Origin of the sequence: Rhodococcus sp. T7, from assembly GCF_009872365.1 — a bacterium.
Taxonomy (GTDB): Bacteria; Actinomycetota; Actinomycetes; order Mycobacteriales; family Mycobacteriaceae; genus Rhodococcus_F.
The window spans coordinates 23,439-49,186 of the sequence record NZ_WXYH01000327.1 but is presented as its reverse complement, the minus strand read 5'-3'; the positions used below and the strand labels follow the sequence as shown (position 1 = coordinate 49,186).

Sequence of the window (25,748 nt, the reverse complement as noted above, 5' to 3'; positions counted from 1 at the left end):
TTCTCGGGACGGCAGCACCGCGCAAGATGCAGCCGGGCCGCTACCGCCGCTGCCCGACGCCGATCCGGACCAGATCGTGCCCGACGGTGACGGCACCGGCGAACGTGGACTTCACGCCACGCTCCCACTGGTCGTCGGTGACCTGCCGGGGGTCGCCCGGCCCGATGTGGGAGAGCACCACCTGGCGGACGTCGGCGTCGGTGGCGACGCGTCCGACGTCCTGCGCGGTGGTGTGCGCCTGAATCATGTGCTCGACCAGCGCCGGACCCGAAGTCGCGGCGTAGAAGTCGACGTCGATCACCTCGTGGACGAGGATGTCGGATCCCTGCGCGAGCCGAACCAGGTTCGGCGACTTCGCGGTGTCGCCGGAGAACGTGACGGCACCGTCCTCGGTGTCGAACCGGTAGGCCAGCGACGGGTAGACGGGACCGTGCGGGACCAGCGTCGCGGTGACCCGCACCCGGTCGTCCTCGAACACGGGGAACGGTTCCATCTCCGGCGCGGTGTTCTCGGCGGACGCGCCCGACGAATCCGGCGGCAGCACGTCGTGCAGCGACAACATGCGGTTGTAGTCGGTGCCGGCGCCCTTCTCCGCGTTCCGGATGTTGATGTCGTACGCGTAGGCGTCGAGGACGCCGGTGAAGAGCTGGCTCAGCCCGGGCGCGGGTGTGAGCGGATTCCGGACCGGAATGGTCTTGCCCGCCCGCGGCGTCGGCAGGGCTCCCGCCGAACCGGGTCCGTAGACGGGCACGACACCCCGGGCCGTGTACGACGGCGTGCCACCGACCAGCCAGAACACGTTGACCAGGTCGGCGATGTGATCGCTGTGCATGTGGGTGACGAAGACGCCGCCGAGCGAATCGGCGGAGATGCCGGCCTGGATCAGCTTGCGGCTCGACCACGGACCCGCGTCGATGAGATACGGCCGGTCTCCGACGACCAGCACGCTGGACGCGCCGCTGCGTCCCGGCACGGCGATGGGTCCGGCCGCGGTTCCGAGCAGAGTCAGCGTCGTCGTGTAGCCGTCGACGTCACCGGACAGCTCGTAGGCGTCCGGTGGCGTCGCCCCGCTCGGCTGCGCATCGGAGGTGTGCGACGCGCAACTGGTCGCGGCGACGGCGGTGGCGGCGGAACCCAGCAGGGCCAGCGCCCGGCGCCTCGACAGCGTGTGTCGGCCAACCGGTTCCACCTACGCGTCCGCTCGGGCCGCGGCCAACTCCAACGGCACCTGCCAGGCGTCGTATTCGTACACCCAGTCGCCGTTGCCGGCCACCTTCAGCCATTCGTTGGACCGTGAGCCGCGCTGGATGCGGGAGGTCCGCTCCAGCCGGGTCTCCTGGTAGGTCTGCAGCGCAACCGCGGGGTCGTCGAACAGGCTCAGGCAGCGGGCGAGGACGACGGCGTCTTCGATGGCCATGCCCGCGCCCTGCGCCATGAACGGCATCATCGGGTGCGCGGCGTCGCCGAGGAGCACCGACCGGCCATCGGTCCACGACGCCAGCGGGTCCCGCACGTAGAGAGCCGATTTGAGGACGTCGTCGCACGCGTCGAGCAAGGCCCGCGCCTCCGGGTGGAAGTCGCGGTACAGCTCGCGCAGTTCGGCGACGGAACCGGGAGTGGTCCACGATTCCTCGGTCCACTCCTCCTGGCCGCAGGTGGCGAAGACGAAGATGTCCTTGCCCTGGTTGAGGGGGAACGTGACGATCTGCGTCGAACTGTCGGGCCCCCACCACTTGGTGAAGCAGTCGAGGTTCGGCACCGTCCCCACGCGATCGGCGGGCACGACGGCCCGGAACGCGACGACGCCGGTGAACGTCGGCTGATCCGGCCCGAGGAGCGCCGTCCGGACCGCGGAGTGGATGCCGTCGGCACCGACGATCACGTCGGCCGAAGCCGTGCTGCCGTCGGTGAACTCGATGCGCCCGTCCGCGACGCCGCCGACTCGGCGGCCCATTTCGACGGTCCCCGACGGCAGCCGGTCCTCGAGCGCGGTCATGAGATCGCCGCGGTGCATGGTCAACTGTGGTGCGCCGTACTGCTGTTCCGCGCTGTCGCCCATCGGCAGCCGGGACGTCTCGGCGCCCGTGTCCCACGTGCGGCTGATCCGGAACTGCGGCCGGGCGGCGGAGTCGCGGATCGCCGGCCCGACACCGAGTCCGTCGAGCGCCCGGACGGCGTTGGGTGTGAGGTTGATGTCGGCGCCGACGCGGGCGAACTGCCGCGTCTGCTCGTAGACCGTGACGTCGAGGCCGAACTTCCGGAGGGCGATCGCCGTGGCGAGCCCGCCGATTCCGCCGCCGCACACCGCAACTGTGGTCATTTCGGGTCCTTTCCGGGGACGGTGACGGGCGGCGTGAACGGGGCGGGCATCTCGCCGTACGCGGCGAGGTCGACCTCGACGATCACGGGGGCCTGCCGGGACACGGCGTCGGCGAGCACGCTGTGCGCCTCGGCCGCACCACCGATCCGCAGGTAGGGCACGCCGATCGACTGTGCCAGCAACGGGAAGTCGGGGGTGACGAGGTCGACGGCGTACGTGTCTTCGCCGCCGCCCTGCTGCATGTTGCGGAGCACGCCGTAGCCGCCGTCGTTGAACACGAGCAGCACCAGCCACGGCTTCTCCTGCGCCATGGTGAGGATCTCGCCGAAGTGGACGGCCAGGCCGCCGTCGCCGACGAGCGCCAGGGTGGGGCGGGTCTCGTCGGCCAGTGCGGAACCGATGGCCATGCCCAGGCCCTGCCCGATGCCGCCGCCGCGGGGGAAGACGTTGGACCTGGGGTCGAACATCGGCAGCAGCCGGTTGCCCCAGGAACTGGACGCGATGGTGACGTCGCGGGCGATCACGGAGTCCTTGGGGAACGCGGCGCGGACGGCGTCGCACAGCACGGCGTGGTCGCCGAGCCCGTCGCGCTGCCGGGTGCGGACCAGTTCCCGTGTCGCCCGGCCGCGTTCGGTCCACGACGCGTCGACCGGGGCCAGTTCGGGCAGCGACCGCAGGAACGTCGCGACGTCGGCGGTCACGCCGGCCTGCGCCGGGTAGACGCGTCCGATCGCGGCCGCGTCGAGGTCGACCTGCACGTGCACGGCGGGGACGGGCATGGAGTAGTCGCCGGTCTCGTTGGACCGGAAGTGGGTGCCCAGCGACAGCAGCAGGTCGGCGTCCGCGAGGAGTTCGCGCCCGGCCGGGGTGTTGCCGTAGTTGCCGATGCACAGCGGGTGGTCCTCCGGCACGGCACCGCGCCCGGAGTTGCTGGTGAGCAACGGGACTCCCCACTGCTCCACCAGTGCGATCAGCTCTGCCCCTGCGCGTGCGACACCGCCGCCCGCCCAGATCACCGGACATTCCGCGGACCGCAGCAACGCGAACGCGACGGCCAACTCGTCGGCGTCCGGGGTGCGCGGCGACTCCGTCACCGGCTCGACCACGTCGAGGACGTGGTCCGCGTACTGGAGGTCGATGGGCCATTCGATGCTCGACGGCCCGCCGGGCGCGGCGAGTGCGGCGGCGACGCCTTCCCGCAACACCTTTCCGGCACTGTCGGTGTCGAGGATGGTGGCGGCGTGCTTCGACGTCGCCGTCAGCATCCCCAGCTGATCCTTGGTCTCGTGGATGAACCCGCGACCCGATCCCAGGTAGCGGCTCTCGACGTTGCCCGTCACGTGCAGCACCGACGTTCCGGCGCTGAGCGATTCGATCAGCGACCCGGCCGCGTTACCGGCACCCGTCCCGGTGCTCGTGAGAGCGCAGCCCAATCCCCCGGTGGCCCGGGCGTATCCGTCGGCGGCGCTGACGGCGGTGGCCTCGTGCCGGACCGGCACGAACCGCAGGTGCTTGGCGACCGCCTGCACCAGGGGCTGGTTGTGCACGCTCACGATGCCGAAGACGGTATCGACACCGGCCTCACGCAGCACCTGGACGAGCAGGTCGCCCCCGTTTCCTACCGACATGGTGTTCCTCTCAGACATAGCGCGCGACGCCTCCGCAGACGTCGAGGCTGGTGCCCGTCACGTACGACGAGCGGGGGGACAGCAGGGTCACGATCATGGCGGCCACCTCGTCGGCGCGGCCGAACCGGCCGAGGCCGATGCCGCGGTCCTGGGCGATCTCCGCCTCCCATTCGGCGAAGGTGGCGTCGGTGCCGGATTCCTCGTAGCGGCGTCGCCACTGACCGGTGTCGACGAGTCCGAGCGACACCGAGTTGACGCGGATGCCGTCGGCCGCGAGTTCCAGCGACAGCGACTTGCTGAGGTTCAGCAGACCGGCGCGGGCGGCGCTGGTGGTGACCAGCCGCGGCTCGGGCTGACGCGCGAGCACCGCCGAGATGTTGACGATGGAGGCGGCGTCGGACTTGCGCAGCGCCGGCAGTGCCGCGTCGACGGTGTTGAGGACGCTGGAGAACTTGAGGTCGAGTTCGTCGCGCCAGTCGTCGAGCGTCGTCTCACCGCGCGGGACCATGCGGGACTTGCCTGCGTTGTTGACCAGACCGTCGAGGCCGCCGAACCGGGCGACACCCGCCTCGACCAGTGCGGCGACCGCGGCCGGGTCCCGGACGTCGCAGGACGCGGTCAGGACGCGGTCGCTGCCGGGCAGCGGCGCGAGCACGGAGTCGAGCCGGTCGCGGTCGCGCGCGCAGGTGACGACGTTGGCACCCTCCTCGAGCAGCAGTGCGACGGTGGCGAGCCCGACTCCCGAGCTTCCGCCGGTCACCAGGTGGGTGCGGTCTTTCAGTTGCAGGTCCACGACGTGGTCCCCTTCTCTAGTGCAGGACGAATCCGCCGTTGACGACGAGTTGCTGGCCGGTGATGTACGAAGCCTCCGGTCCCATCAGGAACGCGACGGCGCCGACGAGATCCGACGGCTGCTGCGGCCGTTCGAGCGCGCGGTTGAGTCTGTACAGCTCGTGCCGGTGCTCCGGAACCTTCTGCGCCGATTCGCTTTCGGTCAGACCGGGCGACACGGTGTTGACGGTGATGCCGTGCGGGCCGAGGTCGCGTGACATGGCGCGGGTCAGTGCGGCCACCCCGCCCTTGGATGCGATGTAGTGGGCGAGCCTCGGCGAACCGTACAGGGCGGCGTCGGAGCCGATGGTGACGACGCGTCCGCCTCCGTTCCCGATGATGGCGGGAACGATCGCCCTGCTCACGAGGAACGTGCCGCGCAGGTTCACGCCCAGCACACGGTCCCACTCGTCGATGTCGAGTTCGTGAATCGGTTTGCCGCCCACGCCGTCCGCGAGGGCCGCGTTGTTGACGAGGCCGTACAGCGGGCCACCGGAGGTGACGGTGGCCGCCATCGCGTCGACGGACTCCGCGTCGCGGAGATCGACCCGCGCGAACTGCGCCTTGACGCCGTCCGCGCGCAGGCTTTCCGCCGCGGCCTCGCCCCAGTCCTCGCGGATGTCGGCGAGCCACAGGGTGGCGCCGTCCTCGCCGAGCCGGCGGGCCAGGGCGAGGCCGAGACCCCGCCCCGCCCCGGTGACGAGGATGCTGCGTCCGTCGAGACTCACGATCAGTCCCGGGTCACGCCGTGCATGGCCGACGTCTCGGGGTACGTCGGGATCTGCGGCTTCTGGGCTCCGATGATGACGCAGAACAGGGCGTCCTTGTCGCCGTTGTTCTTCAGGCTGCGGGGTACGCCGGCGGGGACGACGATCATGTCGCGGTAGCCGAGGGTGCGCTTCTCGACCTGGCCGTCGCGGTGGACGCCGACCTCCACCTCACCCTCGAGCACGAAGAAGGCCTCTTCGGCGTCGTGGTGGGTGTGCTCCGGGCCCTCGGCGCCGGGGGGGAGCAGCATGTTGGAGAACGTGAATCCCTGCGACGCGATGGTGCGGTTGTCGTTCTCGTGGTTGCCGGTCGCGCCGGAGCCGACGTAGCGGATCTGCGCGCGCTTGAACTGGTCGCCTGCCTTGGCCTGGAAGCCCAGGGTGTCCCAGTCCTCGTGGCGGGAGCCGCGGGTGAGGATCAGCGAGTCGGTGAATTCCTTCAGGTCGGCGGTGCCGTATTCGAGTGTCATGTTGTGCTCCTTCTCTAGACGTGGTTGCGCAGGCGTTCGGTGATGTGGATGAAGGATTCGACCCAGGCGTCGAACGCGTCCGGTCGCTCCTGGTTGGCGAGGTGTCCGGCACCGCGGATGGTGACGAACACGGCGCCCGGAATTCCGCCCGCGAGAACCTGACTCGCGGGAATCCCGGTCACCCGGTCCTCGTCGCCGCCGAGGACGAGGGTGGGGATGTCGATCTTCGGCAGATCGGCGGTGTGGTCGGTGGCGGCCATCGACTCCGCGGCGTACCCGTAGCCGGGCAGCCGGATGGACGACGCCATGATGGCCGCTGCTTTCGCCGTCAGTTCGTCGCCGGCGGTTCCGGACAGCAGTCGCGGGGCCCGTTCGGCAGCAAAGGCTTCCGCACCCTCCCGTTCGAGGGTCGCGGCCCGGGCGCGCATCCGGTCGGCGGCCTCGCCATCCGTTCCCGAGCCGACGGTGGAACTGCCGAGCAGCAGACTCCGCACGAGGCCGGGGTGACGCAACGCCAGCCGGGTGGCGATCACGCCGCCCCACGACATTCCGAGAACGTGCGCCCCCGCGTCGCCGCACCGGTCGCGGATCACGTCGGCGGCGGCGTCGGCGTAGTCGTCGAGGTCGAACGGACGTCCGGGATCCTCACTGCGACCGTAGCCGGGAGCGTCCCAGGCCAGCAGTCGCAGCGATCCCGCGAGTTCGTCGAACTGCGGCGCGAAACTGTCGGCGCTGCCGCCGATCCCGTGCAGCATCAGCAGCGCGGGACCGGACCCGGATTCGACGACGTGCGTCACGACGCCCGCCCGAGGTCGAACCGCTCGAACGCCCCGGGGTCCGGGATGCCGGCCATGTGGTCGCGAACCTGCGTGGACGGCGGGCCCGCGGTGCCCCACAGGTCGGAGAGTTCCGGAACCCGGCGCCACACCTTGCACAGCCACCGGTCCTCGTCGACCTGCGCGATGCCGGACGTGTACTCGCACACCAGCCCCGCCGGATCGGCGAAGTAGGAGAACGTGTTGTCGCCCGGACCGTGCTTGCCCGGACCCCACAGCGGCACGGTGCCGTGGTGCCGCAACCGGCCGATGCCGCGCATGAAGTGGTCCACGGTGGGCATCTCGTAGGCGACGTGGTTCACCGACGTCCACTCGGCCTGGTTGAACGCGATGCTGTGATGGTCGGTGTTGCAACGCAGGAACGCCATCTGGTGCTCGGACCAGTCGGAGACCCGCATGCCCAGGATGTCGCAGTAGAACTTCACCGCGGCATCGATGTCGACGGTGTTGAGGACGACGTGCGTAACACCGACCGGGACGGCGTCGTCGCGGCCGAGCCTGGGGACCGCGAGTGCGTCGGCGAGCAGTTCGACGACGCGCCCCTCGGGGTCGACCAGGCTCACGCCGTAGCCGCCGCCGAGGTCGTCGACCGGCCCAGGACCGCTGACGATCGGGACGCCGCGCAGTTCGAGCCTGCGGGCGGCCTCGTCGACCTCGGCCGGCGTGGCGACGGCGAACGTGATGCGGCCGAGGCCGTTCCGCTCGGCCTGGGTGAGTTGCAGCGCGTGGTGGTGCTCACCGGTTCCCCGCAGCCAGGCACCGTTCGCGCCCTGTTCGACCACGCGCAGTCCCCACACCTCCGAGTAGAAATCGGTGGATTCGAGGCTGGCCTGTGTGCGCAGTTCGACGGAGCGCAGGCACCGCAGCCGGGCTATGGGTTGGTTCATCGCAAGCCTCCAGTTGCTTAGGTCTCAATATCTTAGCGCTAAAGTAATAGGTCGTACAGAGGTGACGCGAATTTCTTTCCGGCCGACCTACTAGATCAATTTGCCGACGAGCGGGTCGCTCAATCAGCCCACGAGCGGGTCGCTCAATCAGCCCACGGGTTGGGTTCCTCGTCGAGGCCCCAGTAGATGCTCTTCTGCCGGGAGTAGGCGGCGATACCGCTGCGCCCCTTCTCCACCCCGAGTCCGCTCTCCTTGACGCCGCCGAACGGCGTGGAGATGCTGAACTGCTTGTACGTGTTGATCCACACGGTGCCGGCCTGGAGTCGACGCGCGAGTTTCCAGGCGCGGCGGTAGTCGCCGGTCCAGATTCCCGACGCCAGCCCGAACACCGAATCATTGGCCTGTGCAACGAGATCCGCTTCGCCGTCGAACGGCAGCACCACCAGGACGGGTCCGAAGATCTCCTCCTGGCACGTGCGTGAACTGTTGGGCAGCCCGTCGATGATCGTCGGCAGGTAGTAGGCGCCGTCGCGCAGCCGCTCGTCGTCGGGGATCACCCCGCCGCACAGCACCCGACCGCCTTCTTCGCGAGCGAGGTCCACGTAGGCGGCGACGCTGTCGCGGTGCTTGCGGTGGACCATCGGCCCGACCTGGGTGTCGGGGTCGCGGCCGGGTCCGAGGCGGAGCCGGGTCGTCTTGGCCACCAGTTTCTCGACGAACCGGTCGTAGATGCGGCGGTCGACGAACAGGCGGGATCCGGCGATGCAACTCTGTCCGGTGGACGAGAAGATCCCGTACATCACGCCGTTCACGGCGGCGTCGAGGTCGGCGTCATCGAGGACGATCGTCGGCGACTTTCCGCCGAGTTCCAGCGACACGGGCATCAGCTTGTCGGCTGCCGCGTGGGCGATGGAGCGTCCGGTGTTGGTGCCGCCGGTGAACGTCACCTTCCCGACGCCGGGGTGGGTGACGATGGCGTCGCCGACCACCGAACCCTTGCCGGGCAGCACCGACAGCAGGCCCTTCGGCAATCCCGACTCGTCGATCAGCCGCGCCAGTTCGAGCGACACCAGCGGCGTCCACTCGGCGGGCTTGAGGACGACGGCGTTGCCTGCCGCCAGGGCGGGGGCGATCTTCTGCGCGTCGCTGGCCACCGGCGAGTTCCACGGTGCGATGGCGCCGACCACGCCGATGGGCTCGAGAACGCTCATCGTCAGGAAGTTGCCGCGCGGGGCGGTGAGGTCGTCGTCCGCGGTTTCGAGGACGCCGGCGAAGTAGCGGAACGTGCCCGCCGCGCTGCCGACGAGTGCGGTGGTCTCGGCGACCGTCTTGCCGGTGTTGTAGCTCTGCAGCAGCGCGAGCCGGGACGTGTTCGCCTCGATGGCGTCGGCGATGCGGTGCAGGTACTTCGCCCGCTGGTGCGGGAGCAGCGCGCGCCACGCCGGGTCGTCGGCGGCGGCGCGGCCCTTCCGGACCGCCTCGTCGGCGTCGTCGGCGGTCGCCTGGTGGATCACCTGGAGGGTGTCGCCGTTCGACGGGTCGGTGACGGCGAAGGCGGGGCCGCTCGCCTGCCGCCACTCTCCGGCGACGAGGATCCGGTCGGCGACCGGGACGAACGGCAGTGTCTGTGGTGCGGTGTCGAGAACGGTCACTGGGAGATCTCCTCGAGGGTCTTCTCGCGGGTCTCGACGGCGAAGAAGCCGACGACGAGGGCACCGATCAGGGCGACGGCGGAGAACATTCCGAAGACGACGGTGAGCGTGCCGCCGCCGTCGAGGATGGCTCCGACGGCCAGGGGTCCGATGATGATGCCGAGGCGTCCGCTGGCTCCGCCGATGGCGCAGCCGATGGCCCGCATCCGGGTGGGGTACAGCTCCGCGGTGTACACGTAGAGCGCCATGTTGACGGCGAAGACGAACAGGGCCGATCCGGCCGACCAGAACAGGACCTTCGTCGCGGTGTCGGCGCCGGTGGCGGCGAGCAGGAACAGCAGCGACGAGCACAGGACCATCGACGCGGTGATGCAGATGCGGCGTCCGAGGTTGTCGATGAGGAACGCGACCAGGACGCAGCCGATCAGACCGGCGACGCTGGTGACGATGCTGTAGTGCAGCGCGGTGCCGACGCTGACATTGAAAGCGGAGTGGTAGAGCGTCGGCAGCCAGGACGCGATGCCGTAGTTGACGAAGTAGGCGCAGCCCCAGATCGCGGCGAGCATCAGCGTGCGGCGCAGGTAGACGCCCTGGAACGCTTCGCGGAACCGCCCGTGGCGATCGTCGACGGCGACGGCGGGCAACGGCTGCGGAGCCGGGAGCGTCTTGCCGTACTTCTGGGTGATCTCGTTCTCGATGCGCGTCATGGCGTCGTGGGCGTCTTCGTGGCGTCCGCGGGAGGCGAGCCAGCGCGGCGACTCCGGCAACTTCCACAGCATGGGCAGCAGGATCACGGGCAGGGCGCCGAGCGCGAACAGGATCTTGTAGCCAAAGTTCGGGACCACCCACGCCGACACGATCGCCGACATGACGAGCCCGATCGGGAAGATCACCTCGTAGAGCAGCACGAATCGTCCGCGCTTGTGGGCTTTGGTGATCTCGCCGATGTAGCTCGCGGCCACCGGGACCTCGGCACCGAGGCCGATGCCCTGCACGAATCGGAAGACGAGGAAGAGTTCCAGGGAGTCGGTGAACGCCATGCCGAGGCTCATCACGGCGTACAGCGCGAGCGAGGCGATGATGACGTTGAGCCGGCCTACGCGGTCGGCGAACCAGCCGCCGGCAAGGGCACCGATGAGCATGCCGATGCCGCCGATGGCGATCACCCAGGCGATGTCGCCGGGGGTCAGGCCCCACTTGGGGGTGAGGACGGGGAGCGAATACGCGATCATCAGCTGGTCGAAGCCGTCGAAGAACGTGACGGCGCCGACGATGACGCGGGCCTTGATGTGCCACCTGCTCATCGGCAGGCGTTCGAGTCGTGCGCTGATCATCTCAGCTGTGGCAGCCATGGCGGGCGATACCGTCGTCATGAGCATCCTCAGGGTCGGGTCGAGGCATTTACTTAAGCCCTTAAAGGCTTACCGCTAAGATGTAATCTCACGCACATGAGAAACGTCAACCCTTGACTTTGAACGAAACATACATTTCACACCCGTGAGTACTTGTTAACCCTCCGCGGTTAACAAGTACTCACAGGTGAGTGAGCCGTCGACCACGCGGTGGACTGCATCCATTCTGCACAGATGCGTGCGGTCGTGGGTCACCAGCAGCGTCGCGACCTCGCGTTCTCGCACGACGCCGAGGATCAGATCCATGATCGCGGCGCCCCGTTCCTGGTCGAGCGCGCTGGTCGGCTCGTCGACGACCAGCAGCGACGGATCATTCATCAGCGCCCGGGCGAGGTTGACCCGCTGCCGCTGCCCACCCGACAACTGCGCAGGCCGCTTCCCGGCGTGATCTGCGAGGCCGACGGCGTCGAGCAGGTCGCGAGCCTTCGCGCGCCCCGCCCGCCGCGGCACGAACAACCGCTGCCCGAGATGCGCCATCGCCTCGAGTTGTTCGAGGGCCGTCAGCGACGACACCAGGTTGGACTGCTGGAACACGATGCCGATCCGGTCGCGGCGCAGTGTGGACGCCTCGCGCCGGCTGAGCGTGGTGAGTTCGGTGTCGCCCAACCGGACGGAGCCCGAGTCGGGCCGGATCAGGGTCGACGCCACCGCGAGCAGCGTCGACTTTCCGGAACCGGACGGACCGGTGATCGCGGCGATCTCACCCCGGCCGAGGGTCAGCGACACCGAGTCGAGGGCGGTGACGCGTCCGGCGCCGTCCGGGTAGGTGAGGGTGACGTCGTCGAGGGTGAGGGCGGGTGTGGTCATCGGGTGCTCCCGAGGGCGGTGAGGGGGTCGGTGGTGAAGAGGAAGCGGAGTGCGAAGGCGGCGCCGAGGAGGCCCAGTCCGACGAGGGCGGTGGCGGGCAGGAGGGTGGTGGAGAGGTCGAGCACGAACGGCACCGCGTCGCCGATCATCGACCCGGCCACCGCCGCCAACCCGACACCGCCACTGACGCCGGCGAGCAGGACGACGAGCGCCTGCCCGAGCGCGTCCCGCACGAGCGATGCAGTCGACGCACCGAGCGCCTTCAGCGTCGCGACGTCGGGGGTGCGCTGGAGTGTCCAGACCGTGAAGAACGCGCCGATCACCAGCGCGGAGATCGCGAACAGCATCACCGTCATCAACGTCAGCGACCCGTTCTCGGACGTGTAGGAGCCGATGGCGGAGAAGGAGTCGGCCACGGTGCGGGACGTCGTCCCCGCGACGGAGTTCGTGGCGTCGTCCCCGCCCGACACCGCGAGCACCGTCGCGGCACCCCCGCGCGGGTTCGCGTGCTGCCAGTCGGCGAGCGTCATCCACACGGCCGGGCTGTGGCCGTACCAGTCGTCGCCACGAATCGCGGCGACAGTGAACGCCCGGCCACCGATCGTCACCGTGTCGCCGGCGGATACCCCGAGCGACCGGGCCGCGCCGTCCCCGAGGATCACCGTTCCCGGCGTGGACGGTGCGCGGTCGCCCACACCGCCGTCCGCGCCGACGAGTGCCACCCCCTTCGTCGCACCTCCTGGTGCCGACGCCGAGCCTCGTCCCACGCCGATCGGGTGCACCGAGTCGGCACTCCGCTGCCAGACGGCCACCTGCTCGGACGTCAGCGCGGATTCGTCGAACGACGGACCGTCGTCGGAGGCCGCGAAGACCACCGACTCGGCGTCGATTCGTTCCACGACGGACACGTTCTGGTGGCGCAGTCCGGCCGTGAGTCCGCTGAGGAACGTGACGAGCAGCGCGATCAGCACCACGACGACGGATATCAGCGCGAAGCGACCACGCGCGGCACGCAGGTCTCTCGATGCGACGAACACAGATGGTCCTCTCCAGATCACGACCGGCGCCGCAGTCGATGCGGGCCGGGGCGGCGCTCACGGCCTCCGAACTCACCGTGCCCCCGGCGCGGCGCGGTTCCATCGCACGTGGGATGGAATTCCCGGCGGTCGAAGGTCGGGTGCGAGTTCCGACTTTCGATGGATGCCGGGTGCGCTCACGTCGATAAGCTGGACGGGGTGCACCACTCCCCGCTCACTCCCGTGTTCGCGGGACTCCAACTCGGACTGCACGCGCTGACCGCGGCGCTCATTGCAGTCGTGATCCTGCGTGCCGTCCTCCTGGACGCGCCGAACGCGCCGGCCATCGTGGTGCTGTCGCTGGCGTTTCTCGCGGTGTACGCGGCGGGGGCGACGCGACGCCTGCGCGGGGGTTGGTGGCTCGCGGCGCTGACGGCACTGTGGGTGGCACTGATGGTCCTCGCCCCCGACGCCGCCTATCTCGCGTTCGGACTGTTCTTCCTGTACCTGCACCTGCTGCCGCGACGTTGGGGAGTCCTGGCGGTCGCAGCCGCGACCGTGGTTGCGGTGGCAGGTACCGCAATGCACCGCGGCTGGAGCGTCGCGGGTGTCGTCGGTCCGGTGATCGGTGCGTGCGTCGCGGTGGCGATCGGCCTCGGCTACCGGGCGCTGTACCGGGAGGCGGTCGAACGCGATCGCCTCATCGACGAATTGACCCGGACCCGAGCCGAACTCGCCGAGCAGGAACGCGCCGCCGGTTCCCTGGCCGAACGCGAGCGGCTCGCACGCGAGATCCACGACACCGTCGCGCAGGACCTGTCGAGCATTCTGATGCTGCTCCACGCCGCGGAACGCGCAGATCCCGGCCACCCCGCCCGGGACCGTATCCGGTTGGCGCGGGAGACCGCCGCCGACAGCCTCGCCGAAACCCGGCAGCTCATCGGCGATCTCACACCCGCCGTCCTCGACGGGCAGTCGCTGGCGGACGCGCTCGCGCGGATCTGCACGCAGGCGCGGAGCGACACCTTTGACACGATCGCCGTCGTCGTGGGGGATCCGGTGCGGTTGCCGATGCCCGTCGAGGCGGCGTTGGTGCGGATCGCGCAGGGTGCGGTTTCGAACGTGGTCCGGCACGCGCAGGCGTCCCGGATGGCGGTCACCCTCACGTACTACGAGGATGCGGTCCGGTTGGACGTCGTCGACGACGGCATCGGCTTCGACGTCGAACTTCTCGACCGCGAACCGCCGAAAGCGTTCGGGCTGAATTCGATTCGCCGTCGCGTCGAGCTGCTCGACGGGTCGATGTCGGTGGAGTCGGAGCCGGGACTGACCGCGGTCGCGGTGTCGTTCCCGCTCGAGGCCGGCGCATGATCCGACTGCTGCTCGCCGACGACCACGCGATCGTGCGCGCGGGACTGCGCGCCCTGCTCGAGCACGAGGACGACATCGAGGTGGTCGGCGAGGCAGCCATCGCCGACGACGCCGTGGCGTTGTGTGCGACGACCCCCGTCGACCTCGTGCTCATGGACCTCCGGTTCGGCGCAGGCACGTCGGGGGTGGACGCCACCCGGAACCTGCGGTCGCTGCCGAACCCGCCGCACGTGCTGGTGGTCACGAACTACGACACGGATGCGGACATCCTCGACGCGATCGCCGCCGGCGCCGCCGGGTATCTCCTGAAGGACACGCCCCCGCCCGAACTGCTCGCCGCCGTCCGGGCCGCGTCGGCCGGCGACAGCGTGCTGTCCCCCGCCGTGGCGTCGAAACTGATGACACGCGTCCGCCGACCGGCCACCAGCCTCAGCCCGCGGGAGATCCAGGTGCTGACACTGGTGGCCGCCGGGCGATCCAATCGGGAGGTCGGGAAGGAACTGTTCCTCTCCGAGACGACCGTGAAGTCCCATCTCGTCCACATCTTCGGCAAACTCGGGGTCAAGTCTCGGACCTCCGCAATCGCCCGGGCCCGGGAGCTCGGCACCATCCCCAGGTGAGCGGCAAAGCGTCCGGACGCACACTTTGCCGCTCACATGCGTTTACGCTGGGAAAATGGACCCACCGGTCGTCCAGTACATCCAGCGGGACGGACACGCGCTGGCGTATCAGGTGGTGGGCGGCGGCGCGCTGGACGTCGTGTGGCTGTTCGAGATCAACATGCATCTCGACCTCATGTGGACCGACCCGCAGATCCACTACCTGATGGAACGTGGCAGCACGTTCGCCCGCACCGCGTATTTCCAGCAGCGGGGGCTGGGGCTGTCCGAACCGGTCGACCACCTGCCGACGCTCGAGGAGCAGGCCGACGACATCGTCGCGGTGATGGACGCGATCGGGATGCGCGAGGCAATGCTGGTGGGTGTGGCCAGCGCGAGCGGCGCCGTGGCGCTCGTGGCGGCGCGGACGCCGGAGCGGGTCACCGGGGTGGTGCTGATCCAGCCGTTCGCCGAGCGGTTGATCGGCGGCGACCACGTACCGGACGGCTGGACGGTCACCGAGCGGGACCAGTTCGTCGCCGCATGGCGCGCGGCCACGGAGTCGTGGGGGTCGGGCGCCAGCGTGCCGCTGTGGGATCCCCGCGAGGATTCCCCGTTCAACCGGCGGCTGATGGCGATGCTCGAGCGGAACTCCGCGACGCCGGCCGTCGCGCGCGCCCACATGGAGTGGATCTTCCGCCTCGACTACTCGGACATTCTGCCGTCGATCCAGTGCCCGGCCCGGGTGCTGCTCGTCTCCGGTAGTCCTGTCCCCGCGACGGCCTCGCAGTACGTCGCCACCCATATTCCGCGCGGCACCTTCCACCTGCTGCCGCCTGCGCAATCCGGCGCGTCGCTCGGTGAGGCGTGGAAGCCGATCATCGACCACGTCGAGCAAGTCGCCACCGGCGGGCACCCGACACCGGACGCCGGACAGTTCGTCGCGTCCGTGCTGTTCACCGACGTCGTCGGGTCGACGCAGGTGCTCGCCCGGATCGGCGACGCCGCCTACCGCGAACTCCGCGCGACCCACGAACGGCAGGTCCGCGACGCGGTGGAGAACGCGGGCGGACGCCTCCTCAACGTGGCGGGCGACGGCACGTTCAGCATCTTCGACGGCCCCACCGCGGCGGTTCGGTGCGCGCAGACTGTCGTCGACGACGCGTGCCCCCTCGGCCTCGAGGTGCGGGCCGGCGTGCACACCGGACAGGTCGAGCGGAACGGACCCGACGTCAGCGGGATGACCGTCCACGTCGGCGCGCGCATCGGTTCCGCGGCCGGGGCCGGGGAGGTACTGGTGTCGCGGACCGTGCGCGACCTCGTGGTGGGGTCGGGACTGCGGTTCGCCGACGTGGGCGAACGCGAACTGAAGGGCGTGCCGGGCCGGTGGCCCCTGTATTCGCTCACCGACGCCGACCACGCGCCCCGGACCGTCCCGCGACTCGCACCGAAGCTGAGCATGATCGACCAGGCCGTCCTGCGGACCGCGAAACGGGCACCGCAGGCACTGCGTGCGCTCGTCGGCGTGGCCTATGCGAGGCAGCGCCGGCTGTCCCGCTGATCCCCAGGTGAGTGGCAAAGCGTGCCCGACCACGCTTTGCCACTCACGTCACCTCAGTCTTGGGCAATGGAACCGAAAGTGTCTCGGAGGACGCGTTTGAGGATCTTGCCGCTCGGGTTCTTCGGTAGGGAGTCGGCGACGATCACGTATTTGGGCACCTTGTAGCCGGCGAGCCGGGTGCGGCAGTGCTCGACGACGTCCTTCTCGTCGAGTTGGACGCCGGCGGACGGGACCACGACGGCGGCGACCGCCTCGATCCACCGGGGGTGCGGCACCGCGAACACGGCGGCCTCACCGACGCCGTCGAGTTCGTACAGCGTTTCCTCGACCTCGCGGGTGGCGACGTTCTCGCCGCCGGTCTTGATCATGTCCTTCTTGCGGTCGACCACCCACAGGTAGCCGTCCTCGTCGAGGTAGCCGAGGTCGCCGGAGTGGAACCAGCCGCCGGCGAACGCTTCCGCGGTCTTCTCGGGTTGCCCGAGGTAGCCGACGGTGGCGTGCGGGCTGCGGTGCACGATCTCGCCGACCTCGCCCGCGGGCAGCGGCTGGTTGCGGTCGTCCACGATCCGCGTCTCCACGTTGAGGGCGGGCTTCCCCGCCGAACCACCGCGTGTCTCTTGGTCTTCCGGCCCGAGTGCCGTCGCGAGCGACGCCATTTCCGTCTGCCCGTAGAAGTTCCACAACCGGATGCCCGGCAGTCGGCGGTTCATCTCCCGCAGGATCTCCAGCGGCAGCGGCGACGCCCCGTAGTAGCCCTTGCGCAGCGACCGCAGGTCGGTGTTCTCGAAGTCGGGCGACTGCAGCAGCGAGATCCACACAGTCGGAGGGCAGAACAGGTTGGTCACCTGCTCGGTCTCGATGGTGCGCAGCAACACTCGGGGGTCGGGTCCGTCGACGATGATGCTCGTCGCACCGAGGTAGATGTCGGTGCTGAGGAAGTTGTCGAGCTGAGCACAGTGGTACAGCGGCAGTGCGTGCACCTCCACGTCGTCGCTGCTCATGCCGCCGGTGACGATGCAACTGATGTACTGCCACATCAGCGACCGGCTGGTGAGCATCGCGCCTTTCGGCCGCGATTCGGTGCCCGACGTGTACATGATGCGGACGACGTCGTCGTCCTCCACGAACACCTCGGGTGGCGAACCGAACGCACCGTCCGTCCAACCGGCCACCGAGACCCACCCGTCCGGAACCACCGCCCCGGACAGCGGGATCGCCGCCCGCACCCGGACGCTTCCCTTCGATTCCGCGAGGGCCGTCTCGGCGACGGGCACCAGTGCGTCCTCGACGACGAACGCGTCGGCGGCGCAATCGTCGAGGATGTACCCGATCTCCCCGCCGGTGAGCATGAAGTTGATGGGGACGAGGACCACCCCGAGCCGGGCGGTCGCGAAGTTCAGCACCGGGTACTGCCAGCAGTTGTGCGACAGCAACGCCAGCCGGTCGCCCTGTTTCAGCCCCTCGGCGTGCAGGGCCGCCGCGACCCGGTCGATCACGGCGTCGAATTCGGCGAACGTCAGCCGGACGTCGCGATGCACCACGGCGAGCTTGTGCGGGAAACGCGCCGCGGAACGACGGGGAATGTCGCCGATGCTCTGCTGCCGGGCGCGCGTCCTGTCGTCGGTCACCCGCGGACTTCTCTCAGGACGGGGGTGGCGGCGAACTCCGCGCGGGCGAGCGAGCGGCGGTGCACCTGGTCGGGGCCGTCGGCGATCTGCAGGAACCGGGCCTGCGCGTACAGGACCGGCAGGATCGTGTCCTGCGACAGCCCGGCGCCGCCGAAGATCTGCATCGCGTCGTCGACGATCCGCTTGACCGTCAGCGGGACCATCACCTTGGCGGCGGCGATGTCGTGGCGGGCCGCCTTCGTCCCCTCGACGTCCATCCGCCACGCGGCCCGCAGCACCAGCAGCCGGGCGGCGTCGAGGTGGATCCGCGCGTCCGCGACGGTCGCCTGCACGACACCCTCGTCCGCGAGGGGCTTACCGAACGCGACGCGGGTGCGCGCGCGTTCGGTCATCAGTGCGATGGCCCGCTCGGCCATCCCGATCAGTCGCATGCAGTGGTGGATGCGCCCCGGACCGAGCCGGGCCTGCGCGACGGCGAAGCCCTTGCCGCGCGGACCGAGGAGATTCGCCTTGGGGACGCGGACCTTGTCGAAGACGACCTCGCCGTGGCCGCCCTCGTGACGGTCGGCGAAACCGAGCACGGTGGTGGACCGGACGATGGTCAGGCCGGGCGTGCCCATCGGGACGAGAACAATGCTGTGCCGGTTGCCGATCGGGGCGTCGGGATCGGTGACACCCATGACCATGGCCACCCGGCAGTCGTCGCGCAGCGCCGCCGTGGACCACCACTTGCGCCCGGTCAGCACCCAGTCGTCGCCGTCCTCGGCGATCTCGAGGCGGACATTGTTGGCGTCCGAGCTCGCGACGTCCGGTTCGGTCATCGAGAAGCACGAGCGGAATTCGCCGTCGAGCAGCGGGGCGAGCCATTCCTGCTTCTGCTCGTCGGTGCCGTAGAGGTGCAGCAGTTCCATGTTGCCGGTGTCCGGCGGGTTGCAGTTGAACGCCTCGGGGGCGATCAGCGGGCTCCAGCCGGTGAGTTCGGCGAGCGGCGCGTATTCGAGGTTGGTCAGGCCCGCGCCCTCGCGGGCGGGGAGGAAGAGGTTCCACAGGCCCTCGCGTTTGGCGGCGGCCTTCAGGTCGGCCACGATCGGCGGCGCACCCCAGTGGTCCGGCTTGGACGCGAGCTGCTCCTCGGCGATCGCCTCGGCGGGCAGCACCCGCTCCTGCATGAACTTCGTCAGCTTCGCCTGCAGTTCCACGACTTTCGGGCTGTACTCGAATTCCACTTCGGTGGCTCCAATCTGTTTCGGTGATGCCGCGGTCAGCGGCGAAGTTCGGACACGGGCGACGCCGCGGCGAGATCGAGCGCGCGCTGCAGCAGCGGGCCGACCATGTCGCCGACGTCGTCGAAACCCCCACCGACGGTGTCGCCCTGCGCGTGCCGGGCGTTGATGCCCTCGAGGATGACGGCGATCTTGAAGTCGGCGAACACCGTGTACCAGTCGATGTCGGGGATCTCGATGCCACGCTTGCCGGCGTAGCGGTCGAGAAGTTCGGCGCGGGTGGGGAATCCGTCGAGTCGGGCGAGGCCCTTGGTCACCGGGTTGTCGACCGCTCCGGGCTGGTCCCAGAAGCTCAGCATGATCCCGACGTCGGCGAGGGTGTCGCCGAGGGTTGCCATTTCCCAGTCCAGGACGGCGACGATCTTCCCGGCGTCGCCCCGGGACGCGAGCACGTTGTCGAGTTTGACGTCGCCATGGACGATGCCCGGGAAGTGCGAGGTGGGCAGCGCGCGGCGCAGTTTGTCGAGCAGCACGGCCACCTCGGGACGATCGGCGCCGCGCGAGGCCTCCCATTGCCGGGACCACCGGTCGAGTTGGCGTTCCAGGTAGCCGTCGGGGCGGCCGAACGAGCCGAGCCCGACCGCGTCCGGGTCGACGTCGTGGAGTGCGGCCAGGGTGTCGGCCAGATCCAGTCCGAGCCGGCGACGCTCGCCGGGGGTGAGTGCGGACGCCTGCTCAACGGTCCCGACGGACATGCCGTCCACGAGTTCCATGAGGTAGAACGACGCGCCGAGCACGTCCGCGTCCTCGCACAGCAGCACCGTTTCGGGCACCGGGACGGCGGTGCCGGCCAGCCCCCGGATCACGGTGAACTCGCGTTTCATGTCGTGGGCGCTCGGCAGGACATGCCCGTACGGGGGCCGTCGCAGGACCCACGTCCGGTCGGCGTCGGCGACCCGGTAGGTGGGGTTGGAGCGGCCGCCGCTGATGAGCGAGACGGTGAGGTCGCCGCTCACGCCGCCGTCGAGTGCGCCGTCGAGGTAGTGGGTGAGGGCGGTGAGATCGACGCCTGCCGAATCCTCCCGGCCCTGGTGGGTGTCCGCTTCGGCGTGGGACGTCGTCATCCGCTGCGTCCTTTCCAGTGCTTCGATGCTCAGCCAAACGCTCGTTCGGCCAGTTCCCATCATCAGCCGAACGAGCTCCGGAAGTCAACATCCCGATATTCTGCAAATACCAGCTGCGAATCCTCGAAGTCGAAGTGCTTGCCAAGCGATCGTTCAGTTGGCATGATCCACCGGAAGTGATGCACGTCTCAGCCATCCCGAAAGGTCAGGACACCTATGACGGACCAGTTGACCGGGTCTGCTGCCACCACCGAATGGCGTGCCGAAGACTGCCGCGTTCGGCACCGCCTACCTCATGCGTCCGCTCGGCGGCATCGTGTTCGGGCACATCGGCGACCGGTTCGGACGGAAGAAGGCCCTCCTCGCGACGCTCGCCTGCATGGGCCTCGGCAGCATGGCGATGGGATTCCTGCCCACCCACGCGCAGGCCGGGATCTGGGCCACCGTGCTGCTCGTTTTCGTCCGGATGGTCCAGGGATTCTCGGCCGGCGGCGAGGTCGGCGGCTCGGCCACGTTCATCTCCGAATCGGCGCCGCGGCATCTCGAGGCCACCTACGGCGCGTTCACCCCGCTCGGCTCCACGATGGGGTTCGCGATGGCCACCGCGGTCGCGGGCACGGTGTCGGCATTCACCACCGACGTGCAACTCGAGAGCTGGGGATGGCGGGTGCCGTTCCTTCTCGCGCTGCCGCTGACGCTGCTCTGCCTGTGGGCCCGCACCCGGGTCCAGGAAACCCACGATGACGACGCCGATTCCGGACCGGCGCAGGCACCCGTTGTCGCCGTCTTCCGGCGTCAGCCGCTCGCCCTCCTGCAGTCGGTCGGAATCAGAGTGGCGTGCAACGGAACCGCGTACATCGGCCTCACCTACATGAGCATCCATCTGATGAAGAGCCTCGGCTACGAACGCACCCCGGAGCCCAGGTCGGCTCGTACACGCTCATGCCGCTGCTGTTCGACAAGGACGTCCGCTTCACCGGTGTCGCGATGGGCTGGAACTTCGGTGTCGTCATTGCCGGCGGCACCGCCCCCTTCGTCGCCGTCTGGCTCGTGGCGAAAACCGGAAACATCCTCTCCCCCGCCGTCTTCGTGATCGTGGCGGCGGTGATCGGACTGATCTCGGTGGCCGGCGTGGCACGCCGCTCCAAGGTCGCGCAGGAGCAACTCGGCTGACGCCGAGACGAATTCACCACCCGAGATCCACCACGAATGGGAGTAACCATGTATCCCGGCGCTCATGCTGCCACCACACCCGACAAACCGGCCGTGATCATGGCAGGCACCGGGCAGACGGTCACCTTCGCCGAACTCGAGTCCCGCTCGGTCCGCATCGCCCGCCACCTGCGCGCCCTCGGACTGCGACGCGGGGATCACGTCGCGGTTCTGGCCACGAACACCCCCGCCATCTTCGACATCCACTGGGCCGCCATGCGTTCCGGTCTCTACCTCACCATGGTGAACTGGCATCTCACGCCACCGGAGATCGCGTACGTCGTCGACGATTGCGGTGCCCGGGCGCTGATCGTCGATGCCGCACTCGACGCGGTCGCCGGTGAACTTCCCGCCCTCACCCCCGGTGTCGAGCACCGATTGGCGTTCGGGGGAACGATTCCCGGCTACGACTCGCTCGACGCGGCCGCGGCCACGGAGTCCGACGTTCCGCTTCCCGACCAGCCACGCGGGGCGGACATGCTGTACTCCTCAGGCACCACCGGTCGCCCGAAGGGCATTAAACCGGAGTTGCCCGCACGGCAGATCCAGGACCCGGGCGACACCATGACCGGGATGAACGCCACGGTGTGGGGAGTCACGCCCGACACCGTCTACCTGTCACCCGCCCCGCTGTATCACGCCGCGCCGCTCCGCACCTGCGCGTCGGTGCAGGCCCTCGGCGGCACCGTCGTCGTGATGGACCGCTTCGACGCCGAGAGGGCGCTCGCGTACATCGAGAAGTTCCGCGTCACCTACAGCCAGTGGGTGCCCACGATGTTCGTCCGCATGCTGAAACTGCCCGCGCCGACGCGGGAGCGGTACGACGTCTCCAGCCTGCGCGTCGCCGTGCACGCCGCCGCACCGTGCCCGGTGGACGTGAAGCGGCAGATGATCGAGTGGTGGGGTCCGATCCTGTCGGAGTACTACTCGTCCACCGAACTCAACGGCATGACCCTGGTGAACTCGGAGGAGTGGCTACGCAGGCCCGGGACCGTCGGCCGCGCCGCGCTCGGCGTCGCGCACATCTGCGGCGACGACGGTGCCGACCTCGCACCGGGCCAGGTCGGCACCCTCTACTTCGAGCGGGACACCCTGCCGTTCGAATATCACAACGCCCCCGAGAAGACGCGCGACGCCCAGCACCCGCAGCACCCGACGTGGACCACCACCGGCGACGTCGGCTACCTCGACGAGGGCGGGTATCTGTTCCTCACCGACCGGAAGTCGTTCATGATCATCTCCGGCGGCGTCAACATCTACCCGCAGGAGATCGAGAACACCCTCACCGAACATCCCGCCGTCCTCGACGTCGCGGTGATCGGGGTCCCCGACGAGGAGATGGGCGAATCGGTGCTGGCGGTGGTCCAGACCGTTCCGGGTGTGACCGGGGACGACGCGCTGGCCGGGAAGCTCCTCGACCACGTGCGGGGACGGCTCGCCCGGTTCAAGGTCCCGCGGAACCTCGTCTTCAGCGACGACCTCCCCCGCACCCCCACGGGGAAGCTCGTCAAGGGCACGCTACGGGACCGCTACGCCGCCGGGGTGCACGCCTGAACCGTCAGCCGGCGACCGGTTCCGGCCGGCGCCGGCGGTCGAGGAGGACCGCGAGCGTGAGGACGACGAGTCCGGCGACGCCGAGGAGCGCACCGACGGCGGCCGGGGCGGTGTAGCCGTAGCCGGCGGCGATCACGACCCCACCGATCCACGCACCACCCGCGTTGGCCAGGTTGAACGCGCCGTGGATCAGCGTCGACGCGAGCGTCTTCGCGTCACCCGCGGAGTCCATCAGCCGTGCCTGGACGGACGGGAAGATCGCGGTCACCGCCATGCCGATGAAGAACAGCACGACGAGCGCCGTCACCGGGTTGTGCGCGGCGGCGATGAACAGCGCGAGGACGAGGATCAGGGCGATCATGCAACCGAACAGCCCGGGCACCACCGCGTTGTCGGCGACGCGCCCACCCACGATGTTGCCGAGGATCATCCCCGAACCGAACAGCATCAACGCCACCGGAACCATCGAGTGCGGCAGCCCTGACACGTCGGTGAGCGTCGAACTGATGTAGGTGTACACCGCGAACGAACCACCGAAGCCGACCGTCGCGAAGATCAGCGTCATCCACACCTGCACCCGGCGCAGCGCCCCGAGTTCGGCCACCGGGTTGCTCACGTGCACCCCGGCCAGCGGCGGGACGAGGCGTGCCAACGCCACCAGCGTCACGATTCCGATGATCACCACGAGCACGAACGCGGACCGCCAGCCGAGGATCTGGCCGAAGAACGCGGTGGCGGGCACCCCGATCACGTTCGCGACCGACAGGCCCATCATCACGGTCGCGACGGCCTTGGCCCGTTTGCCCGGTTCCGCGAGGTGCGCGGCGACCAATGCTGCGACCCCGAAGTACGCACCGTGCGGCAGCCCGGCGAGGAACCGGGCGGCGAGCAGCGTCTCGTATCCGGGCGCGAGGGCGGTCGCGAGATTGCCGATCACGAACGTGGCCATCAGCGCGATGAGCAGCGTGCGCCGCTCGACGCGCGCGGCCAGAGCCGCGATCGTGGGGGCGCCGACGACGACGCCGAGCGCGTACGCGGACACGAAGTGCCCGGCCACCGGCTCCGACACCCCGGTGCCCGCCGCCATCGCCGGCAACAGTCCCATGGACGCGAATTCCGTTGTGCCGATGCCGAACCCACCGAGCGCGAGCGCCAGCATCGCGCCGCGCCGGCTCGGTGACGGAATCCGCGGCCGCCGAGACGTCGAAGGAGCGGCGACCGCGGGTTCGGTGAGCTGAACGGAGGGCGGCGTCATGGCAGCAGGACTCCCATCGGGGCAGATCGTAGGTTCGGCGAACACATGTCGTGGACTCGCCTGAGGAAAGAGCCGGGCCGAGATCGTGGCAAACCGGCTCGTCCCAGTATGGGTGAGGCCGCAAGCGAATTAACAATCCGCGCGGGCGTGATTCCACTCACCGGGTACGCAGGTGAGACGTGGACCGGCGCACCGGACCGGAGCGACCTACGTCACGTGATGTGCTGCAGGATCACCGTGTGGACGTGGTGGGCCTTGTCCATGCCGCGGAAATCGGCCTCGTACGTGGTCTGGGCGACGTCGACGGCGATGCTGCTGGACGAGAAGAACTGGCCGGCCCACGACTTGTTGCTGAGGAACGACACGGACCGGATGTTCTTGTACGGGATCGACGTGATCGCGGTCCGCTTGCCGACGAAGCTCTTGTCCTGGATCACGACGCGCAGGTTCGTGATCGCGAGGAAGCCGGTGCCCGCGCCGATGCAGTCGTACACGGCGATGATCGTCTCGCCGGGGAGAATCCCCTGCTGGACCTGCTTCAGCTGTTCCGACTTGTCGAAGATCGGATCGGTCACGGCTCCTCCTTCGACGTCGGTGCGGACTCGTCCGTCGGTGCAGACTCGTCCATCGTCCCAGAAAGTTCGTCGAAGGTGACGTGAATTCCCTGGCGCGGGACCGCGCGTTGCGCCTTCGCCTGGTCGGTGAACGTCCGCTTGTCGCCGTCCACGAGTTCCGCCTTGTCGGTGAACGGCACGAGCAGCGCCCGCGGATGCAGCCTGTCGACGCGGACGACGTTGATCTCCACGCACATGACGACGGCCGCGGCGGCGAGGAAGAGGAACGCCAGCAGTCCCAGCACGACGGCGAACACCCCGTTCGTCACGGACGCGGTGCTCACCACCTTGCTGACGTAGTACGCACCGAACGACTGCAGCACCTGCCACAGCACGGCCGCCGCGACGGCGCCGGGCGCCACGTCCGCGACGGACAGCGGGCGGGCGGTCGCGAGCCGGAACGCGAGGACGAAGATCACCGAGTTGATCGCGATCGCGGCGAGCATCAGCAGCACCGTGAACGAACCGGACAGGTGCGTCGCGGCACCGATCCCGGCGACCGCGGCCGTCCCCAGGATCGCGAGCCCGATCGTGCCGAGCAGCAGCAGACCCCGCAGCCGGCCGCGGATCGGGTCGGGTCGCATGTTGCGCGGCACCGACCAGGCCGTGTTCATGGCGTTCTGGCAGGCCAGCGCCACACCGAGGCCGCCGTAGAGGGCTCCGACCAGTCCGATCACCAGGCCGGTCACTCCGCCGCCGATCCGGTGCGGGTCGGCCAGGTCGGCTCCGATGACGGGGAACTGGCTGACCGCCGAGTCGATGATGTCCTGCTGCAGTTCGGGATGCCCGGACAACACGAACCCGAGCACCGTGGACAGCAGCAGCAGGAGCGGAAACAGCGAGATGAACCCGTAGTAGGCGATCAACGCCGCGAGATACACGCCCTGATCGTCGAGGAACTTGTACGCGACGGCGATCGGGAAACCCATCGCCGGATATCGCTGCTGGAGAGCGTCGAGTCTTCGGGCGAATTTCATGCGA

At 69.3% G+C, this 25,748-nt stretch carries 24 protein-coding genes; 6 read left to right on the top strand and 18 right to left on the bottom strand.

Annotated elements, in window-relative coordinates:
- Window positions 1-40: 40 nt before the first annotated feature.
- The 12 genes from MLGJGCBP_RS27735 to MLGJGCBP_RS27680 form a co-directional block, all read right to left on the bottom strand.
- The gene (locus tag MLGJGCBP_RS27735) at window positions 41-1,189 is read right to left on the bottom strand and encodes an MBL fold metallo-hydrolase (protein ID WP_160099508.1); all 1,149 of its coding nucleotides are present in this window, start codon (window positions 1,187-1,189) and stop codon (window positions 41-43) included.
- Complete coding sequence (locus tag MLGJGCBP_RS27730) at window positions 1,190-2,320, bottom strand: FAD-dependent monooxygenase (RefSeq protein ID WP_160099506.1); 1,131 nt, start codon at window positions 2,318-2,320, stop codon at window positions 1,190-1,192.
- Entirely contained in the window at window positions 2,317-3,966 is a 1,650-nt protein-coding gene (locus MLGJGCBP_RS27725; RefSeq protein WP_160099504.1) for a thiamine pyrophosphate-binding protein, read from the bottom strand. Before MLGJGCBP_RS27725 ends, MLGJGCBP_RS27730 begins: the two co-directional genes overlap by 4 nt.
- Window positions 3,959-4,741: an SDR family oxidoreductase gene (locus tag MLGJGCBP_RS27720; protein WP_160099502.1), complete on the bottom strand. Its 783-nt coding sequence runs from the start codon at window positions 4,739-4,741 to the stop codon at window positions 3,959-3,961. The genes MLGJGCBP_RS27725 and MLGJGCBP_RS27720 overlap by 8 nt, the downstream gene beginning before the upstream one ends.
- Before the next feature lie 16 nt (window positions 4,742-4,757).
- Complete coding sequence (locus MLGJGCBP_RS27715; protein WP_160099500.1) at window positions 4,758-5,507, bottom strand: 3-oxoacyl-ACP reductase family protein; 750 nt, start codon at window positions 5,505-5,507, stop codon at window positions 4,758-4,760.
- Between the two features lie 2 nt (window positions 5,508-5,509).
- Entirely contained in the window at window positions 5,510-6,016 is a 507-nt protein-coding gene (locus tag MLGJGCBP_RS27710) for a cupin domain-containing protein (protein ID WP_087561927.1), read from the bottom strand.
- 14 nt (window positions 6,017-6,030) lie between these two features.
- Window positions 6,031-6,813, bottom strand: coding sequence for an alpha/beta fold hydrolase (locus MLGJGCBP_RS27705; protein ID WP_160099498.1), 783 nt, complete (start codon window positions 6,811-6,813; stop codon window positions 6,031-6,033).
- Window positions 6,810-7,739: a VOC family protein gene (locus MLGJGCBP_RS27700; RefSeq protein WP_160099496.1), complete on the bottom strand. Its 930-nt coding sequence runs from the start codon at window positions 7,737-7,739 to the stop codon at window positions 6,810-6,812. Before MLGJGCBP_RS27700 ends, MLGJGCBP_RS27705 begins: the two co-directional genes overlap by 4 nt.
- A 143-nt stretch (window positions 7,740-7,882) precedes the next feature.
- On the bottom strand, window positions 7,883-9,391 hold the full coding sequence (locus MLGJGCBP_RS27695) for an aldehyde dehydrogenase (RefSeq protein WP_160099494.1): 1,509 nt from the start codon (window positions 9,389-9,391) through the stop codon (window positions 7,883-7,885).
- Window positions 9,388-10,770: an MFS transporter gene (locus MLGJGCBP_RS27690; RefSeq protein WP_160099492.1), complete on the bottom strand. Its 1,383-nt coding sequence runs from the start codon at window positions 10,768-10,770 to the stop codon at window positions 9,388-9,390. The genes MLGJGCBP_RS27695 and MLGJGCBP_RS27690 overlap by 4 nt, the downstream gene beginning before the upstream one ends.
- Window positions 10,771-10,899: 129 nt before the next feature.
- Window positions 10,900-11,610 carry an ABC transporter ATP-binding protein gene (locus MLGJGCBP_RS27685; protein WP_160099490.1) on the bottom strand — a complete coding sequence of 237 codons (711 nt, stop codon included), beginning with the start codon at window positions 11,608-11,610 and terminating at the stop codon, window positions 10,900-10,902.
- Complete coding sequence (locus tag MLGJGCBP_RS27680) at window positions 11,607-12,647, bottom strand: ABC transporter permease (protein WP_160099488.1); 1,041 nt, start codon at window positions 12,645-12,647, stop codon at window positions 11,607-11,609. Before MLGJGCBP_RS27680 ends, MLGJGCBP_RS27685 begins: the two co-directional genes overlap by 4 nt.
- A 159-nt stretch (window positions 12,648-12,806) precedes the next feature.
- Here MLGJGCBP_RS27680 and MLGJGCBP_RS27675 point away from each other — a divergent pair, with 159 nt between their 5' ends.
- From MLGJGCBP_RS27675 to MLGJGCBP_RS27665, 3 genes are read left to right on the top strand one after another with little or no spacing between them, the layout of a single operon-like run.
- Window positions 12,807-13,997 (top strand): sensor histidine kinase, encoded by a 1,191-nt coding sequence (locus tag MLGJGCBP_RS27675; protein WP_160099538.1) that lies wholly within the window; start codon window positions 12,807-12,809, stop codon window positions 13,995-13,997.
- On the top strand, window positions 13,994-14,617 hold the full coding sequence (locus MLGJGCBP_RS27670) for a response regulator (RefSeq protein ID WP_160099486.1): 624 nt from the start codon (window positions 13,994-13,996) through the stop codon (window positions 14,615-14,617). The genes MLGJGCBP_RS27675 and MLGJGCBP_RS27670 overlap by 4 nt, the downstream gene beginning before the upstream one ends.
- Before the next feature lie 55 nt (window positions 14,618-14,672).
- A complete protein-coding gene (locus tag MLGJGCBP_RS27665) occupies window positions 14,673-16,157 on the top strand; it encodes an adenylate/guanylate cyclase domain-containing protein (RefSeq protein ID WP_160099484.1) in 1,485 nt (494 codons plus the stop codon).
- A 53-nt stretch (window positions 16,158-16,210) separates the two neighbouring features.
- Here MLGJGCBP_RS27665 and MLGJGCBP_RS27660 read toward each other — a convergent pair whose 3' ends face one another.
- Genes MLGJGCBP_RS27660 through MLGJGCBP_RS27650 form a run of 3 tightly spaced genes read right to left on the bottom strand, consistent with a single transcriptional unit; the run spans window position 16,211 to window position 20,132 of the window.
- Window positions 16,211-17,785 carry an acyl-CoA synthetase gene (locus tag MLGJGCBP_RS27660; protein ID WP_160099482.1) on the bottom strand — a complete coding sequence of 525 codons (1,575 nt, stop codon included), beginning with the start codon at window positions 17,783-17,785 and terminating at the stop codon, window positions 16,211-16,213.
- Window positions 17,782-19,011, bottom strand: a complete 1,230-nt coding sequence (locus tag MLGJGCBP_RS27655; RefSeq protein ID WP_160099480.1) for an acyl-CoA dehydrogenase family protein — start codon at window positions 19,009-19,011, stop codon at window positions 17,782-17,784. The genes MLGJGCBP_RS27660 and MLGJGCBP_RS27655 overlap by 4 nt, the downstream gene beginning before the upstream one ends.
- 35 nt (window positions 19,012-19,046) lie before the next feature.
- Window positions 19,047-20,132, bottom strand: a complete 1,086-nt coding sequence (locus tag MLGJGCBP_RS27650) for a phosphotransferase family protein (protein WP_160099478.1) — start codon at window positions 20,130-20,132, stop codon at window positions 19,047-19,049.
- 259 nt (window positions 20,133-20,391) lie between these two features.
- Here MLGJGCBP_RS27650 and MLGJGCBP_RS27645 point away from each other — a divergent pair, with 259 nt between their 5' ends.
- Genes MLGJGCBP_RS27645 through MLGJGCBP_RS27640 form a run of 3 tightly spaced genes read left to right on the top strand, consistent with a single transcriptional unit; the run spans window position 20,392 to window position 22,898 of the window.
- Entirely contained in the window at window positions 20,392-21,225 is an 834-nt protein-coding gene (locus MLGJGCBP_RS27645; RefSeq protein WP_236581402.1) for an MFS transporter, read from the top strand.
- Window positions 21,183-21,305 carry a hypothetical protein gene (locus MLGJGCBP_RS53280; protein ID WP_268960778.1) on the top strand — a complete coding sequence of 41 codons (123 nt, stop codon included), beginning with the start codon at window positions 21,183-21,185 and terminating at the stop codon, window positions 21,303-21,305. Before MLGJGCBP_RS27645 ends, MLGJGCBP_RS53280 begins: the two co-directional genes overlap by 43 nt.
- A gap of 48 nt (window positions 21,306-21,353) precedes the next feature.
- Window positions 21,354-22,898 (top strand): acyl-CoA synthetase, encoded by a 1,545-nt coding sequence (locus tag MLGJGCBP_RS27640; protein ID WP_160099476.1) that lies wholly within the window; start codon window positions 21,354-21,356, stop codon window positions 22,896-22,898.
- 4 nt (window positions 22,899-22,902) lie between these two features.
- Here the strand turns inward: MLGJGCBP_RS27640 and MLGJGCBP_RS27635 are convergent, their stop codons facing one another.
- The 3 genes from MLGJGCBP_RS27635 to MLGJGCBP_RS27625 form a co-directional block, all read right to left on the bottom strand.
- Complete coding sequence (locus MLGJGCBP_RS27635) at window positions 22,903-24,057, bottom strand: MFS transporter (protein ID WP_087561947.1); 1,155 nt, start codon at window positions 24,055-24,057, stop codon at window positions 22,903-22,905.
- A gap of 308 nt (window positions 24,058-24,365) precedes the next feature.
- Complete coding sequence (locus MLGJGCBP_RS27630) at window positions 24,366-24,728, bottom strand: PH domain-containing protein (RefSeq protein ID WP_087561913.1); 363 nt, start codon at window positions 24,726-24,728, stop codon at window positions 24,366-24,368.
- A complete protein-coding gene (locus MLGJGCBP_RS27625; RefSeq protein WP_087561912.1) occupies window positions 24,725-25,744 on the bottom strand; it encodes a YihY/virulence factor BrkB family protein in 1,020 nt (339 codons plus the stop codon). Before MLGJGCBP_RS27625 ends, MLGJGCBP_RS27630 begins: the two co-directional genes overlap by 4 nt.
- Between the last annotated feature and the right edge of the window lie 4 nt (window positions 25,745-25,748).

What these genes read in the sequence shown, in the direction of transcription:
- MLGJGCBP_RS27730 (WP_160099506.1), bottom strand. Translation starts at nt 2,320, where the DNA reads ATGACCACAGTTGCGGTGTGCGGCGGCGGAATCGGCGGGCTCGCCACG.
- MLGJGCBP_RS27725 (WP_160099504.1), bottom strand. Translation starts at nt 3,966, where the DNA reads ATGTCTGAGAGGAACACCATGTCGGTAGGAAACGGGGGCGACCTGCTC.
- MLGJGCBP_RS27710 (WP_087561927.1), bottom strand. Translation starts at nt 6,016, where the DNA reads ATGACACTCGAATACGGCACCGCCGACCTGAAGGAATTCACCGACTCG.
- MLGJGCBP_RS27700 (WP_160099496.1), bottom strand. Translation starts at nt 7,739, where the DNA reads ATGAACCAACCCATAGCCCGGCTGCGGTGCCTGCGCTCCGTCGAACTG.
- MLGJGCBP_RS27690 (WP_160099492.1), bottom strand. Translation starts at nt 10,770, where the DNA reads ATGCTCATGACGACGGTATCGCCCGCCATGGCTGCCACAGCTGAGATG.
- MLGJGCBP_RS27685 (WP_160099490.1), bottom strand. Translation starts at nt 11,610, where the DNA reads ATGACCACACCCGCCCTCACCCTCGACGACGTCACCCTCACCTACCCG.
- MLGJGCBP_RS27675 (WP_160099538.1), top strand. Translation starts at nt 12,807, where the DNA reads ATGGATGCCGGGTGCGCTCACGTCGATAAGCTGGACGGGGTGCACCAC.
- MLGJGCBP_RS27670 (WP_160099486.1), top strand. Translation starts at nt 13,994, where the DNA reads ATGATCCGACTGCTGCTCGCCGACGACCACGCGATCGTGCGCGCGGGA.
- MLGJGCBP_RS27665 (WP_160099484.1), top strand. Translation starts at nt 14,673, where the DNA reads ATGGACCCACCGGTCGTCCAGTACATCCAGCGGGACGGACACGCGCTG.
- MLGJGCBP_RS27650 (WP_160099478.1), bottom strand. Translation starts at nt 20,132, where the DNA reads ATGACGACGTCCCACGCCGAAGCGGACACCCACCAGGGCCGGGAGGAT.
- MLGJGCBP_RS27640 (WP_160099476.1), top strand. Translation starts at nt 21,354, where the DNA reads ATGTATCCCGGCGCTCATGCTGCCACCACACCCGACAAACCGGCCGTG.
- MLGJGCBP_RS27635 (WP_087561947.1), bottom strand. Translation starts at nt 24,057, where the DNA reads ATGCTGGCGCTCGCGCTCGGTGGGTTCGGCATCGGCACAACGGAATTC.
- MLGJGCBP_RS27625 (WP_087561912.1), bottom strand. Translation starts at nt 25,744, where the DNA reads ATGAAATTCGCCCGAAGACTCGACGCTCTCCAGCAGCGATATCCGGCG.